A 14,556-nucleotide genomic window follows, 5' to 3' on the forward strand; every position below is an offset into this window, starting at 1 on the left:
TACAACACAACAAGAAATACAGATAATCGTTACCAATGATGGGTTTATTGATGCATCAACGTCAAGAAAACTAGTAATGATCATATATGAAATATTTTATTGCATTAAAGGAAATAAAAGAATTGAATTGTTGTTCACTTAGTTTTATACACGGTTAAAATAAAGAGCTCAAGATTTCATCTGTAAGTTTTAAACCAAGGGATTTTTAGATGTGGGAAGTTAAGCAAGACTTTTTTAGATATTATTAAATGGTAAAACATGATTACTAGTACAAGTCATCTCTATATTTAACACCGGGAAATATGAGGATGAAAATAATGATTACTGTTGTTATTGGAAAACTACAGTAATCATGCTTATTCGAGAATAGAAGGAGATAAAAATGAAAAAATTAATAATCAGAGCAGATGATCTAGGTTATTCTGAGGGTACTAATTATGGTATTGCTAAAAGTGTAAAAGAAGGTATCGTAGGAAGTGTGGGGATTATGCCAAATATGCCAACGGTGGAGCATGGGTTACTGTTGCTAGAAGGTGTGAATGTATGTTATGGACAACATACGAATATTTGTATTGGTAAACCATTAACAGATCCAGAGTTGATACCAAGCATTACCAATGATGTCGGGGAGTTTAAATCATCGAAGGAATATCGAGAGGCAAAGGAGGATTTTGTTGTACTAGACGAAGTTATAATAGAGATAGAAGCTCAATATGAGAAATTTATAGAACTTATCGGCTACCCTCCTCGTTATTTTGAAGGCCATGCAGTTGCCAGTAGTAATTTCTTTAAGGGATTACAAATAGTTGCAGACAAATATAGGTTAAAATATTCTCCTTTTTCCATTAAAAAAGAAGCTGTAAAGATCGGTAAGAAGCACGTTTGGATTTGTATGCAAAGTATGGATCCAGAGTATGTGCCGTTTAAATCATTAAAGAATTTTATAGAAAAAGCACCGGAGGATAAATATTATATGTTCATTACTCACCCAGGCTATTTGGACGGTTTTATTTTAAAGAATTCTACCCTGACAACTCCAAGGCCACTAGAAGTGGATATGCTATGTGATAGTAAAACTGAAAGATGGTTGGAGGAAGCGGGTGTCAAATTAATTACGTATGATGATTTATAAATTGGTGAATAGAAGTCGGTATTTTAAGTGTGAGATTTAGAGCTACTTGTAATTATGATGGTATCAGCGAAGATGTAGTTAGGATAATCAGAAGTGATGGGTTTCAACCTATATGAATATATAAAACAGCTACCTTAAACCTTACTCACATGGTTTAAGGTAGCCGATTCTGTAGAAAGTAAACAGGATAGTTAATGTAGAAAAATAGCTTGCAAATTAATTGCAATTTTTATTTTAGTAAGTTAGGGCTTAGATGAATTTAATATGATAATAACCTCGATTTTACGTAACTAAACCATAAATGATCATGATTATATAAATTATGGCTGCTTCAAAAGACAAAAATAGTATTTAGTATAATTAATAAAGTTTAACCATTATTAATCATCTCTTGGTAGCCTAATCCCCATTGTTCCATAGAGGAAATAATTGGCTTAAGCGTTTCTCCTAAATCGCTAAGAGAATATTCGACTCTCGGTGGTACTTCTGGATAAGCATGGCGTTGAATTATTCCATCTTCTTCCATGGAGCGTAGATTTTGTGTGAGTACCTTCTGGCTAATTCCATCTATTCCACTTCTAAGTTCTCCAAATCTTTTTGTACCTTTTAACAATTCTCGTAGAATTAGAATTTTCCACTTATTACTAATTAGTCCTACTGTAGTTTCAACAGGACAAAGTGGGAGTTCTTTTTTTTTCTCCATATTATTACCTCCGTTGGTTACTAAAAGGTTCCTATATAACTTTAAGGTGCCTACTTTTCATATGGAACTAAAGCATTTATTATGATTTTATAATGGTAATTATTCAATGTCAAATTCAATAGATAGGAAGATTAGTAATTTCAATAAGCTACTAATGGAGGATTAACTATGGACAACTATCAAAAACGTATAGAAATTTCAAAAAAGGCACTAGTAGAGGCCGAATTCATTTTAATAGGTGCTGGCGCTGGGTTATCTGCTGCGGCAGGAATTACGTATAGTGGGAAACGATTTACAGATAATTTTGGACCATTTATAGTGAAATATGGCTTCACCGACCTATATTCTTCTAGCTTTTATCCATTTGGAACGGAAGAAGAGAAATGGGCTTATTGGGCAAAGCATATTAGCCTCAATCGATATGAAATTGGAGCAACTAAGCTTTACGAAGATTTAGTAGAGCTCGTCGCTAATAAAAAATACTTTATAATATCAACCAATGTTGAAAGTCAATTTGAAAAGGCAGGCTTTCCATCAGAGAAAGTTTTTCAAATTCAAGGGGATTATGGCTATCTCCAGTGCGAAAAAGGTTGTCACGACAAATTATATGAAAATGAATCATTAGTAACAACTATGATTAACAAGACATCTCGTTGTCAAATCCCGTCTAACCTTGTACCAAGATGTCCAATTTGTGGTGGTCCCATGGATGTTAATCTAAGAAAAAATGCTTTCTTTGTACAGGATGAGAGTTGGCACGCTTCAGATAATAGATACAAAAAATTTTTACAAGAGTCTATTGGGAAAAAAATAGTATATATCGAATTAGGAGTCGGTTTTAATACACCCGGTATTATCCGATATCCATTTGAACGAATGACGTATCACAATGAAAGGGCAACCTTAATTAGGCTCAATAAAGATCATCCAGAGTGCTTTGAGGAGAACCGGGGTAAGACCATCTCATTCACAGAAGACATGCAACAGGTGGTCACCGGATTCATGTAGTAGAGGAGATATATAAAATGCCACAATTCAAACTAAAGGATTATGCTCCATCCATTCAATTATATAGTAAATACACGACTTTTTCTGATTATATGGCAAACAAGGAAGAAGTATTGAATGATTTATTAGATTTCCTTTTAAAAGAAAAGAATGATAGAAAGATTAAAATACCTCTTAATTATCCTGACAAACGAAGATTGCTAAGGGGATTATTAAATGTTCGGCAACCACGCTTTTTACCTCATACTATTCTTGAAAAAATTGATGTATTATTGCAAATCGAGTTAAAAGAAAAATCAGTAATAGAAGTAGAACAACTTAATACTGTAAGAGATTTAGTATCAAATAATTTATTTAACCAATCCGATAAATTCATCTTGTGGCAAGGAGATATTAGTCTATTACAAACAGATGCAATTGTGAATGCCGCAAATAAATATTTACTAGGATGTTTTCAACCATTACACTCTTGTATTGATAATGCCATCCATTCTGTTGCGGGGCCTTTGCTTAGGGAAGATTGTAAAACTATTATTTCTATTCAGGATAGGGTTGAAAAGACTGGTGATGCAAAAATCACAAGAGGCTATAATCTCCCAGCGAATTTTGTTCTGCATACAGTTGGACCTATCGTAGAGAAAGGAACCAAATTAACGAATAAGCAAAAGGAAGATCTAGCATCTTGTTATAGTTCATGCTTGGAATTGGCTAATCAAATTCCAGATATAAAAAGTTTGGCTTTTTGTGCAATATCTACGGGAGTATTCGGATTTCCAAAACAAGAAGCAGCTAGAGTTGCTGTTGAAACTGTGAATGATTGGTTAAATTTAAATCCTCATCATTTTGAAAAAATAGTTTTTAATGTATACAGTGAAGAGGATTACAATGTTTATTTTCGTCTCTTTCAACAATAGTAGGAATTATTTCTATAGATTTCGGGACTTTTAAAAGGCAACTATTTGAAAAATAAAGGAGATTCAATAAATGAAAGCAATTATATTGGAAAGAGCCTGTACGGCAGAAGAGTTGACTGTTAAAAATGCACCTATACCAGAAGTGAAGTCTGGTTGGGTTTTGATAAAAATTAAAGCTTTTGGCATTAATAGATCTGAATTATTTACTAGAGAAGGGTTTTCTCCTTCAGTAAAGTTACCACGAATAATCGGAATAGAATGCGTAGGTGAAATTGCAGATCCTTCCGATAGTGATTTTTCAAAAGGCGAGAAAGTAGTTTCTTTAATGGGAGGGCTTGGGCGTGAATTTGATGGTAGTTATGCAGAGTATGCCCTTATTCCTTCGAACCAGATATATCGGATTGATCATAATTTGGATTGGGTAAGGCTGGCAGCTATTCCGGAAATGTACTATACAGCCTATGCTTCGTTATTTGATACAATGATGTTACAAAAAGGGGATACCCTTCTTATACGTGGTGGTACAAGCTCCGTAGGCTTGGCAGCATTACAGCTTGCTAAAAGTATTGGGGTTTCGGTAATTTCAACAACTAGAAGTAAGAACAAAGTGGAATTATTAAAAAGACATGGTGCGGATTATGTGTTATTAGATGAAAACAAGCTACAACCTGAAATACTTTCTCTTTATCCAAATGGAATAAATAAAATATTAGAATTGATAGGTACAGTAACTTTAAAAGATTCCCTAAGTATGTTAGCGGACAAAGGAACTCTTTGTATGGCTGGAATTCTCGGAGGGGAATGGGTAATCGATCAATTCGAACCTATGATAGATATTCCATCAGGAAGATACTTTACTCAATTTGATAGTGGAGTAAATTTTAAAGAAGAATTATTAAAAGATTTATTTCAACATATTATCGACAATCAGATAGAGGTGCCGATTGGAAAGATCTTTACTCTAGATGAAATTAGTGAAGCCCACAAAATGATGGAAAGTAATCGTGCTGAAGGGAAAATCGTTGTGGTAAATCCATGACAAACGGCGATCTTATTTCGAAGCATGCCCTCTTTGAATTTATTCAAAAATTTTCAGAAAGTATAACAAAGTAGCTCTAATAACGAAGTTAATAACGGAAAACATTTATGATTACAAAAATGAACATATTCGACTAATAAGAATGTGTTCATTTTCTGTAATCAAACTACTCTAGAATTAATACTTCTTTAACCGCTTCTATAATTTTTCATCTATATCAGTTTAGCGGTTAATTTTATATAATCACTGTCTCCGTTGGTTCACCTACCTTTTTGCGTAGTGTCTAGGTTTGCATATAGGGAAGTGGTATTTCTTTTTATGTATAATTTAAAATTACAAGCTGCTACATTTATTGCAATCATCTTTAATTGTTTTAACCTGACCAAATTCTTTTTCTAATATGGGTAATATTTTTTTGTATGCATCTCTTTCATACCATTGAGGTAAATTAATATTTTCATATATCTTTTTAATTCCCATTTCTTCTGTCCGATCACTTTTACCATCATTACATAAAGAGTAAGTATCTAATACAACTGTATCCGTCGCCTCTTTGAAAATCTTCGCCACCTTTTTCGTCATTGGCAACATAGGAGAAATAGATATCCTTGTAGGAATGCCTGCTTCTGTGATTTCCTTTAAAGCTTTTAATCTAGCAGCAATTGGTGGTGCAGATGGTGTGAATATTTTCCTGTATTTCTCACTATCCGTTTCTATTGTCATACTCACCAATATCTTATCTCCAAATTTTTTGAATAATTCGATATCACGCTTTACTAAAGGTGAACGAGTATGAATCATTAGGAAATCAATATCATCAAGGATAGGAAGCATGCTTTCTAATATCGCCTCTGTAATTCTTTCTTTTGATTCTTTCCATTGATAAGGATCTGTCGCTGTACTCATAAAAATAGAAATGCGTTGCCCTTTTCCTCTTGCTTTTTTAATCTCATTGTTCACTAATACACTTGCATTTGATTTTATATCGACATAACTTCCCCATTCTTCTCCTCTAAATTTAGCCTGTGGCATTTCCCTAACATAACAATATTTGCAAGCAAAAACACAGCCTGTATAGGGATTAAGAGAAAAAGTGAAGTCATGATAAGCAACACATCCTCTTGCGGGAGTTAAAATAGTTTTTGAAACAATATTTTTAAAATCTGGCACGTTAACCACCTCTTCTATATATTAAGAGTTTTAGTAAGAAATGTTAAGTAGGCACCTTTGTGTAATAAAGGAACCAAAAAGTAACTAATGCAAAGATTAAATCAAAGCAATAGTTACTAAAAGGTTACTATATAACCATAAGGTGCCTACTTTTCAAAAGAAACTAAGTAGATTAGTATAATAATGTCTACTTGCTTAAAATTACTAGAGAGATTGACAGATTAATATAAGGAAAATGACGTAAATGAAAGGAGATTAACTTGGAAAATAATTTATGGATCCAAATTAAAACTTACTTTCATAATAATTTGGGAACTTTCTTAAATGCTGTTAAAGAACATTTGGAAATCAGCTTAATTTCTTTAGGTATTGCAATGATCATTGGAATTGTATGCGGATATCTCTGTGTGAAGCATAAACAATTGGAGAGTAAAATCGTCCCCATTTTCCAGGTTTTGAGAGTTATTCCAAGTTTGGCGGTTCTACTTCTACTATTACCAATTATTGGAACAGGGATGAAATCGGCTGTTATCGCATTAGTTTTATTGGCCGTACCGCCAGTTCTTATGAATACAGTCGTAGGAATAAAAGAAGTCCCTAGTTTTATGATTGAATCTGCTTATGGAATGGGAATGACAGAGAAGCAAGTATTATGGAAGGTTCAATTTCCATTAGCGATGCCTCTAATTTTTACAGGAATAAAAATCGCCATGATTGAGATTATTGCTAGTGCGACACTGGCAGCGAAAATTGGGAGTGGTGGAGTCGGTGAAATTATTTTTACTGGATTGGGCCTTAATAGAACAGACTTACTTCTTATTGGCGGAATAACAGTAGGTTTATTAACCATCTTATCTTCTCTCCTTCTAGAATTAATAAACAGAGTAGTAATGAGATATAAATATGTTAAATCGTAGGATGAATGAAAGTGATAAAATTCACATGTGAAAGGTTAGTTGGATTTTTGGGGTTATATATAATAATGAGCTTGGTGGCATGTGCAAATAATGAAATTGATATATACCTTGAATATTCAGGAACAGGATTATTATAAGTATTACAAATGGAATTAATTACAGATTTAGAAAAGGTATATAATGGTGTAAAAGTATAGTATTAGAAATAATATATAAAGTAAGCGAAACACTTAAAACACGTACAATTACTATACTTAATGTAAAATCAGATTTGGATAAAGAAGAATAAATAGAAGTAGCAAAACAGTATTATGAATCAATAAAATAATTGATTCAGGAGGTTTATATGACTCAAATAGCGATTGAATTTAATAATGTTAGTAAAAGGTTTAATCATGCAAAATATAACGCGGTAGATGATGTTTCTCTTAACATTAAAGAGGGTGAATTTATTACAATATTAGGTTCATCTGGTTCAGGTAAAACAACTTTGTTAAAGATGATCAACAAGCTATATGAGCCAAGTCACGGGATTATTAAACTATTTGATGAAGATATTTCGACGGTTGATTCTGTTATCTTGCGTAGGCGGATTGGCTATGTTATTCAACACGTTGGACTTTTCCCCCACATGACTATTGCCCAGAATGTAGCGTCTGTACCGAAATTGTTAAATTGGGATAAACAAACTATAAACATAAGGGTAATGGAATTATTAAAATTAGTTGGACTTAATCCTGTTGAATTTATGGATCGATATCCCTCTCAACTATCTGGAGGGCAACAACAAAGGGTCGGTCTTGCAAGAGCATTGGCTGTTGATCCCAAAATTATGTTATTGGACGAACCTTTAGGAGCAGTTGATGCAATAACCCGACTGAATTTACAAGATGAGTTATTACGTATTCATGGAGGACTACAAAAAACATTTTTACTTGTCACCCATGATATTAACGAGGCATTTAAACTTGGAAATAGAGTGGTTATTATGAATAATGGAAGAGTATCTCAATTTGATACACCAAGAAATATTGTGGCGAGTCCAGCTGATAATTTTGTAAATTCTTTAATTGAATCATCAAGAAGTCAAGAGAAGTTCTGGGAGGGGTTAAGGTGATCGAATATGCTTTAGAATATCCAGATAAATTATATTTTCCATTATTAGAGCATATCCAAATGTTATTTATCACACTGATATTGTCCCTTATCCTAGCATCAATACTTACCATTATCACAATCTATTCTGAATCTTTATCAAAGACTTTCGTATATATATTTTCAGTTATCTATTCAATTCCAAGTTTAGCGATATTTGCATTGTTAATTCCTCTAACTGGATTAGGCAAAACAACAGCTATCATTGTTTTAGTCTTATATAATCAATATTTATTACTAAGAAACATCACAGAAGGCCTCAAAGAAGTGGACCCTGCTGTTACTGAAGCCGCAATTGGTATTGGAATGAACAAGATACAATTACTTTTTAAAATTAAAATTCCATTATCAAAAAAAGCTATATTTACTGGTGTCCGCCTCGCAGTGGTATCAACGATAGGGATTGCAACAATTGCAGCATTTATAAATGCTGGTGGATTGGGAAGTATTTTAAACGATGGCTTAAGAACAGTAAATACGGTAAAAATCCTTTGGGGTAGTATATTAGCAGCAGGACTAGCTATAGGGAGTAATGCAATATTAAGCAAATGGGAACAAAGATTATAGGGTGCGTTTATGGAAATAAGCTTTTAGTTTTGTATGATGGGAGGATCTATTGTGGTGGTGCATGGTATATCCTTTTAATTTAATCAATTTTCGCATAATAACATTAAAAAATTTTTAAGGAGATTGTATATGAAAAAGTTTTTGGTTTGCTTTCTGTTATCTATACTTGTGATTTTTATCACAAGTTGTTCTCAAGTGATAAGAGAGGAAGTAACTACTACACCTAACGAAGATTCTAAATTGATTACCCGATTGGAGTTAGAGGATTTAGATGAGGACATGCAACGCATTGTTAAGTTTCTGTATGAGAATAAAATGATACAAATGGCATCTATTGAAGCTAACGGAACACCCTCTATTCGCACCATACAATTCCAATTTTATGAAAATGGAAGGATTTATTTCCAAACAGACACGAACGCATCGATATATAGGAACTTGAAAAAGTTACCTTCAATGGAGTTGGTTTCAAGTAGTCAAGACGAAACACAATCTTTAAGAATTAAAGGAGAAGTGGTGTTTGAGAACAATCATGCGTTAATCGAACGAACTCTGTCTGAAAACCCTAATATTAAAAAAATATACGGTTCAGATGGGAATCCTACACTTGTGATGTTTTATGTGGAACATGGTAGTGCCCAAATTTACGAATTTTCCGATAAAGTGCAAGGAACAACATTGGCTTATCAGTGGTAAGCTTATTTACTTTAATTGTACTCATCTTGAAAAATATGGATAATGAAAGGTTATAATATGAAAATACTAAAATCATTTTTTATTTTAGTTATCATAACGATCGTCACTTTAAGTGTCTTCAAATACTTCTTAGGTACTACAGAGTATAGTAATCCTGCTGAAAAAGATACAACTATTTTATCTAGTGGTACACCACTTAAGTTTATTGTTGCAACAGATTTACATTATATTTCTTCAGCCATTGTGAAAGACGGGCCAATGTTTGAACGAATATATGTTAATAGTGATGGAAAACAAACAAATTATATAACAGAAATAACAGATACATTCATTAATGAGGTTATTGTACAAAATCCAAATGGGTTAATTTTAAGTGGTGATCTCACATTTAATGGGGAAAAGAAAAGTCATGAAGAGTTAGTTCAAAAGCTTGAGAAAGTAAAGAAAAATGGAATTCCAGTATACGTCATACCAGGCAATCATGATATAAATAACTATAATGCTGTTGGCTTTAAGGAAGATTCTATTTATTCAGTTGATAATATCACAGAAAAGGACTTTCAAAACATGTATCAACAGTTTGGCTTAGGAGATGCTATTTATCAAGATTATAAATCATTAAGTTATGTTGTGGAAGTCTCAGAGGATTCATGGTTAATCATGCTTGATTCCAATAAATATGTGAACAATAACTCAGTCATGAAGTCAGAAACTTCTGGAGCTATTCGTCAAGAAACGTTTGATTGGTTAGAAACAGTTCTTGTTGCTGCTGAGAAAAAAGGAGTAACACCAATTACAGTCATGCATCATAATTTACTCGAACATAATACATTAATAAATACCAATTTTACCATCGACAATAGTGAAGAAGTTACAGAATTATTTCATCGCTTTAAGGTAAAAGTTAATTTAAGTGGACATATTCATGCTCAGCATATAGCAAGTGACCAGTCAAAGAATAATTTTTTTTATGATATTGTTACTAGCTCCTTAAGTGTCTATCCAAATCAATATGGTGTGTTAAGGTTTCTACCTAATGAAAAAATTAGTTACCAAACTAAGTCAGTTGATATGGAAGAAAGTGCGAGAGAAAATGCATCCAAAGACAGGAAATTACTTCATTTCGAGGACTACTCTTATGAATTTTTTTATTCAACTTCATATAATAAAACGATCAATGACCTATCCATGTACGAACTACCAAAATCTGCAATGGAATCAATGGCTGAAACATTTGCAGAATTTAATACATCCTATTTTTCCGGGACAATAAATTTGACTAAAGATCAGTTATTAAACAGTGAAGGTTATCAATTATGGAAAAATACTGGAAGTCATTTTTTTCGTAAATATATAGACAGTGTTTTGTTATATCCGGTAAAGAATGAAAATAGTATAACTGTTCTATTGAAGTAAAGATAATTGTATTTCTATTAAAATACAAATGCCCTAGCTTTAAAAAGTTTTGATTTAGCTATTAGAGCTGCTTGACAACGGATGCTAAGGATGAACAAAGCAGTTTTAAAAGTATTTTAATAGTAAACTTTATTTTGTAATGAAAACAGTAATATTGACAATCTATATTGGAATTTAGTATTTTAAAGAAGAATAAAATTTCATATAGGAAAACATATAACTTGTAGCAAGGATATATAATAAGGAGGTTCTACAATTGAAAACAGAAATGATTTATGAACTCCGTCGCCCGAAGCACATCACTCCAGGAAAAAAGTATCCCGCGTTGTTTGTTATGCACGGCATGGGAAGCAACGAACAAGATATGCTTACACTTGTTAAAGGATTAGAAAATTCCTTCTTTATTTTTGGAGTAAGGGGGCATTTGCCTCATGGGTTAGGATTTGCTTACTTTCCTATTCAGGGTTATGGGTTGCCACATCGAGAGATGTTCGATGATGGAATTAAGAAGATGGATGACTTAATGGTTGAATTAACAAGGAGTTATGATATAGACCCAAAGCAAATGTATCTGTTGGGATTTAGTCAAGGAGCCATTTTAGCTATGACACTAGCACTCACTCTCGGAAATAAAGTTAAAGGTGTTGTAGCACTAAGTGGTTATATTCCTCAATTTGTGAAAGAAGAATACAAGAAGTCCATAGGTGATGAGTTAGAAGTATTTATATCGCACGGGAAATACGATCAGGTTCTTCCATATGAGTGGGGGGAATCAAATGTCGAATATTTTTCTAAGTTAGGCGTTCCTGTAACTTTCAAATCTTACCCTGAAGGACATACAGTATCCCAAGAAAATCTTTACGATTTTGAATCATGGATTTTAGATGAGTTGGAAAATGATTAATTTATCATAGCGATGAGTCTAGAATAGAAATTTAGAATCCAAAGCTCAAAAAGTCTACTGTGAAAATAAGTGAAGACTAAAAATAAGGAGGTAACTAAAATGGTTTTTCATAGCAAGCCAACTACATTTGTAGCTCAAGTAAACCTAAAAGTTTTAGATCTAGAACGTTCTTTAACATTTTATAAAGAAATAATTGGCTTTAATATATTGGAACAAACAGAACATACGGCAAAGTTAACTGCTGATGGCAAGACAGTTTTATTGGAAATTGAACAACCTGTTGACGTAATACCAAAACAACAGCGTACTACAGGTTTATATCATTTTGCTATATTATTGCCCCATCGTTCTGACTTAGGCAAAATTTTAAAACACTTTCTACAAATTAAATATCCATTACAAGGGGCAGCAGATCATCTTGTAAGTGAAGCGATTTATTTAGCTGATCCTGATGGTAATGGGATCGAAGTGTATTCTGACCGCGAAGCATCTGAATGGACCTGGGAAAATGGTGAGGTAGTAATGCCGTCAGATCCGTTGGATGCTGAAGATATTCTAGCTGAGGTACAAGGAGGTTCTTGGAAGGGGCTTCCTAGCGATACACTAATGGGGCATATCCATTTACATGTATCCGAACTAGAAAAAAGTCGGAAGTTTTATGTCGAGGGACTAGGATTTGAAATCGTGAGCAAATATGAGAATCATGCACTGTTCATTTCAGATGGTCGTTACCATCATCATATTGCTTTAAATATATGGAATGGTGTAGGTGCTGCTCTCCCAGCAGATAATAGTGTGGGTCTTGAATCATTTACTTTAATGTTTCCTGATGAGGAAAAGAGAAGAGAAACCTGTAAAAAGTTAAAACAAATGAGCTTTCCTGTTTATGAAAACAATAATTCTTTTGTAACGGTAGATCCTTCTGGGAATAAGATCAATTTGAAAGTGTAATTCTATTTAAAGCACCTAAGGAATAAGGTGGGAAAATTATGTTTCAATACAAACTCATATTCGAAAAACAGAAAGGAAGATTAATAACAAATGAAATTTGATGTGAATAAAACAGCTTTACTAATTGTTGATCTCCAGAATGATAACCTATCAAAAGGAGGCAAATTTGAAAAATCAGGTGCGGTAGAGCATGCAAAAAAACAAAATGTAGTTGAAAATATAAAGTTGATATCCCAAAAAGCAAGAGATAGGGGAATTCCAGTTTTTCATAATCTTTTTGTAGTGGAAAAGGGTGCAAAAGGAATTGGAGATAGAGCCCCTATATTTAGAGCCATAGCTGAAACAGGAAGTATAGTTAGAGGAACATGGGGAGCAGAACCAGTTGACGGGCTCGAACCCAAGGAAGGGGATTTTGTAATAGAAAAATCTCGAATGAGTTCATTTAATGGGACTCCATTAGATACATTATTAAGAGGGTTAGGAATAGATACGATAATTGTTACGGGTGTATGGACAAACATGGCTGTAGAGCATACTTGTAGAGACGGAGCAGATTATGGATATAATGTTGTCATTGCAACGGACGGAACTTCAACAATCAATGAAGAATGGCAAGAAGCAGCATTAAACTATGCTATGAATAACATAGCAACAAAAATGACTACAGAAGAAATAGTAAGCAATATATTATAATATTTATACAAAGGGAGATGTGTCCATTGAATATAAAAATTCAATTTTCGCATCTCCCTTATCAAATATCTGGGCTAATCGTTAAATTGAAATGGAAAGATTGATTAAATTAAATTATCTTAATTTATAAATTATAATAAACTTTCAATAGAAAAAATGACTTAATAGCTCATTGGTTACTAAAAGGTGCTTATCTTACAAAAAAGTGCCTACTTCAAAATGTTTACAAAGGAAGTTATTATAATTAAGTAACATGTAGAATTATAAGAAGCTAAAAATAGATAGGATAGTAGGGGGAAATATAATGAGGAAAAAGAGAATGATAGTAAGCATAATTGGATTATTATTAACACTAGGTTTGGTAGCATGTGGAAATGACGCGGAGTCAAGTAGTCCAAGCACCGAAGGGAACGTTATTATTGTTGGATCTAAGGACTTCACAGAGAACTTAATCGTAGCAGAATTATATTCTTTAGCTTTAGAAGATGCTGGTTATGATGTGGAAAGGGTTTTTAACATTGCAGGTTCAGTTATTCATACATCTCTTATTAACGATGAAATTGACTTATATCCTGAATATACTGGCACAGGTTTATTGTCTATTTTAAACATGGATTTAATTTCGGATCCAGATGAAGTTTATCAAACGGTAAAGAAAGAGTATGATGAACAATTTGATGTTACTTGGTTGGATTATTCAGAAGCAAACGATGGGGCGGGATTAGTTATTCGTAAAGAAACTGCAGATGAGTTAGGAATAGCTACTATTTCTGAGCTACAAAAAAACGCGAATGAAATTAGATTTGCTTCTCAAGGTGAAGTTGATTACAGAGAGGACGGAATTCCACTTTTAGAATCAGTATATGGAGAGTTAAATTGGAAATCTTCAAATGTCTATGACAATGGGATTAAATATGAGGTATTGAGAAATGATGAAGCTGATGTAGCGCCGGCTTATACAACAGAAGGCCAGTTAGTGAACACTGACGAATTTTTATTACTAGAAGATGATAAGCAAGTATGGCCACCATATAACTTAGCCCCTGTAGTACGGAATGCAATATTGGACGCAAATCCAGGTATCCCAGAAGTTATTAATGAGGTTAGTGCTTCACTAGATACAAAAAAAATTACAGAGTTAAATGCTAAAGTGGATATAGATAAAGAAGAATATGAAGAGGTAGCAAAGGAGTATTATAAATCAATAAACTAAATAACTGGTACAGAAGGTAACTACGAGTTATCGCTCCATAGCTAATACCTTTGTTTTACTAAGAGAGGGATGACAGGT

Annotated in this window: 15 protein-coding genes; 13 read left to right on the plus strand and 2 right to left on the minus strand. The window is 33.2% G+C overall.

All coding sequences use genetic code 11. The features are described from left to right. Positions 1 to 382: 382 nt before the first annotated feature. Positions 383 to 1,132 carry a ChbG/HpnK family deacetylase gene (locus tag DFR57_RS16410; protein ID WP_114354304.1) on the plus strand — a complete coding sequence of 250 codons (750 nt, stop codon included), beginning with the start codon at positions 383 to 385 and terminating at the stop codon, positions 1,130 to 1,132. Positions 1,133 to 1,502: 370 nt separating this feature from the next. Here the strand turns inward: DFR57_RS16410 and DFR57_RS16415 are convergent, their stop codons facing one another. Next, the gene (locus DFR57_RS16415; protein ID WP_114354305.1) at positions 1,503 to 1,835 is read right to left on the minus strand and encodes a winged helix-turn-helix transcriptional regulator; all 333 of its coding nucleotides are present in this window, start codon (positions 1,833 to 1,835) and stop codon (positions 1,503 to 1,505) included. Between the two features lie 168 nt (positions 1,836 to 2,003). Between DFR57_RS16415 and DFR57_RS16420 the strand changes: the two genes are divergently transcribed. The 3 genes from DFR57_RS16420 to DFR57_RS16430 all read left to right on the plus strand — a co-directional run bounded on the left by DFR57_RS16420 (position 2,004) and on the right by DFR57_RS16430 (position 4,796). Then, positions 2,004 to 2,843: an SIR2 family NAD-dependent protein deacylase gene (locus DFR57_RS16420; RefSeq protein ID WP_114354306.1), complete on the plus strand. Its 840-nt coding sequence runs from the start codon at positions 2,004 to 2,006 to the stop codon at positions 2,841 to 2,843. 17 nt (positions 2,844 to 2,860) lie between these two features. Beyond that, the gene (locus DFR57_RS16425) at positions 2,861 to 3,757 is read left to right on the plus strand and encodes a protein-ADP-ribose hydrolase (RefSeq protein ID WP_114354307.1); all 897 of its coding nucleotides are present in this window, start codon (positions 2,861 to 2,863) and stop codon (positions 3,755 to 3,757) included. A gap of 70 nt (positions 3,758 to 3,827) precedes the next feature. Then, a complete protein-coding gene (locus DFR57_RS16430) occupies positions 3,828 to 4,796 on the plus strand; it encodes a zinc-binding alcohol dehydrogenase family protein (RefSeq protein WP_114354308.1) in 969 nt (322 codons plus the stop codon). 333 nt (positions 4,797 to 5,129) lie between these two features. Here the strand turns inward: DFR57_RS16430 and DFR57_RS16435 are convergent, their stop codons facing one another. Continuing rightward, positions 5,130 to 5,966, minus strand: coding sequence for an SPL family radical SAM protein (locus DFR57_RS16435; protein WP_114354309.1), 837 nt, complete (start codon positions 5,964 to 5,966; stop codon positions 5,130 to 5,132). 374 nt (positions 5,967 to 6,340) lie between these two features. Between DFR57_RS16435 and DFR57_RS16440 the strand changes: the two genes are divergently transcribed. The 9 genes from DFR57_RS16440 to DFR57_RS16480 all read left to right on the plus strand — a co-directional run bounded on the left by DFR57_RS16440 (position 6,341) and on the right by DFR57_RS16480 (position 14,478). Then, on the plus strand, positions 6,341 to 6,883 hold the full coding sequence (locus DFR57_RS16440) for an ABC transporter permease (protein ID WP_281270511.1): 543 nt from the start codon (positions 6,341 to 6,343) through the stop codon (positions 6,881 to 6,883). 346 nt (positions 6,884 to 7,229) lie between these two features. Then, positions 7,230 to 8,000 carry an ABC transporter ATP-binding protein gene (locus tag DFR57_RS16445; RefSeq protein ID WP_114354311.1) on the plus strand — a complete coding sequence of 257 codons (771 nt, stop codon included), beginning with the start codon at positions 7,230 to 7,232 and terminating at the stop codon, positions 7,998 to 8,000. After that, positions 7,997 to 8,605, plus strand: coding sequence for an ABC transporter permease (locus DFR57_RS16450; protein ID WP_114354312.1), 609 nt, complete (start codon positions 7,997 to 7,999; stop codon positions 8,603 to 8,605). Before DFR57_RS16445 ends, DFR57_RS16450 begins: the two co-directional genes overlap by 4 nt. A gap of 129 nt (positions 8,606 to 8,734) precedes the next feature. Beyond that, positions 8,735 to 9,301: a pyridoxamine 5'-phosphate oxidase family protein gene (locus DFR57_RS16455; RefSeq protein WP_114354313.1), complete on the plus strand. Its 567-nt coding sequence runs from the start codon at positions 8,735 to 8,737 to the stop codon at positions 9,299 to 9,301. 57 nt (positions 9,302 to 9,358) lie between these two features. Continuing rightward, the gene (locus DFR57_RS16460) at positions 9,359 to 10,717 is read left to right on the plus strand and encodes a metallophosphoesterase (RefSeq protein ID WP_170133019.1); all 1,359 of its coding nucleotides are present in this window, start codon (positions 9,359 to 9,361) and stop codon (positions 10,715 to 10,717) included. A gap of 256 nt (positions 10,718 to 10,973) precedes the next feature. Then, on the plus strand, positions 10,974 to 11,621 hold the full coding sequence (locus DFR57_RS16465) for an alpha/beta hydrolase (protein ID WP_114354315.1): 648 nt from the start codon (positions 10,974 to 10,976) through the stop codon (positions 11,619 to 11,621). 99 nt (positions 11,622 to 11,720) lie between these two features. Then, a complete protein-coding gene (locus tag DFR57_RS16470) occupies positions 11,721 to 12,572 on the plus strand; it encodes a VOC family protein (protein WP_114354316.1) in 852 nt (283 codons plus the stop codon). 90 nt (positions 12,573 to 12,662) lie between these two features. Then, entirely contained in the window at positions 12,663 to 13,265 is a 603-nt protein-coding gene (locus DFR57_RS16475; protein WP_114354317.1) for a cysteine hydrolase family protein, read from the plus strand. Positions 13,266 to 13,569: 304 nt separating this feature from the next. Continuing rightward, positions 13,570 to 14,478 (plus strand): glycine betaine ABC transporter substrate-binding protein, encoded by a 909-nt coding sequence (locus tag DFR57_RS16480; protein WP_114354318.1) that lies wholly within the window; start codon positions 13,570 to 13,572, stop codon positions 14,476 to 14,478. The last annotated feature ends 78 nt before the right edge of the window (positions 14,479 to 14,556 follow it).

Origin of the sequence: Saliterribacillus persicus (assembly GCF_003337485.1) — a bacterium.
GTDB lineage: Bacteria > Bacillota > Bacilli > Bacillales > Amphibacillaceae > Saliterribacillus > Saliterribacillus persicus.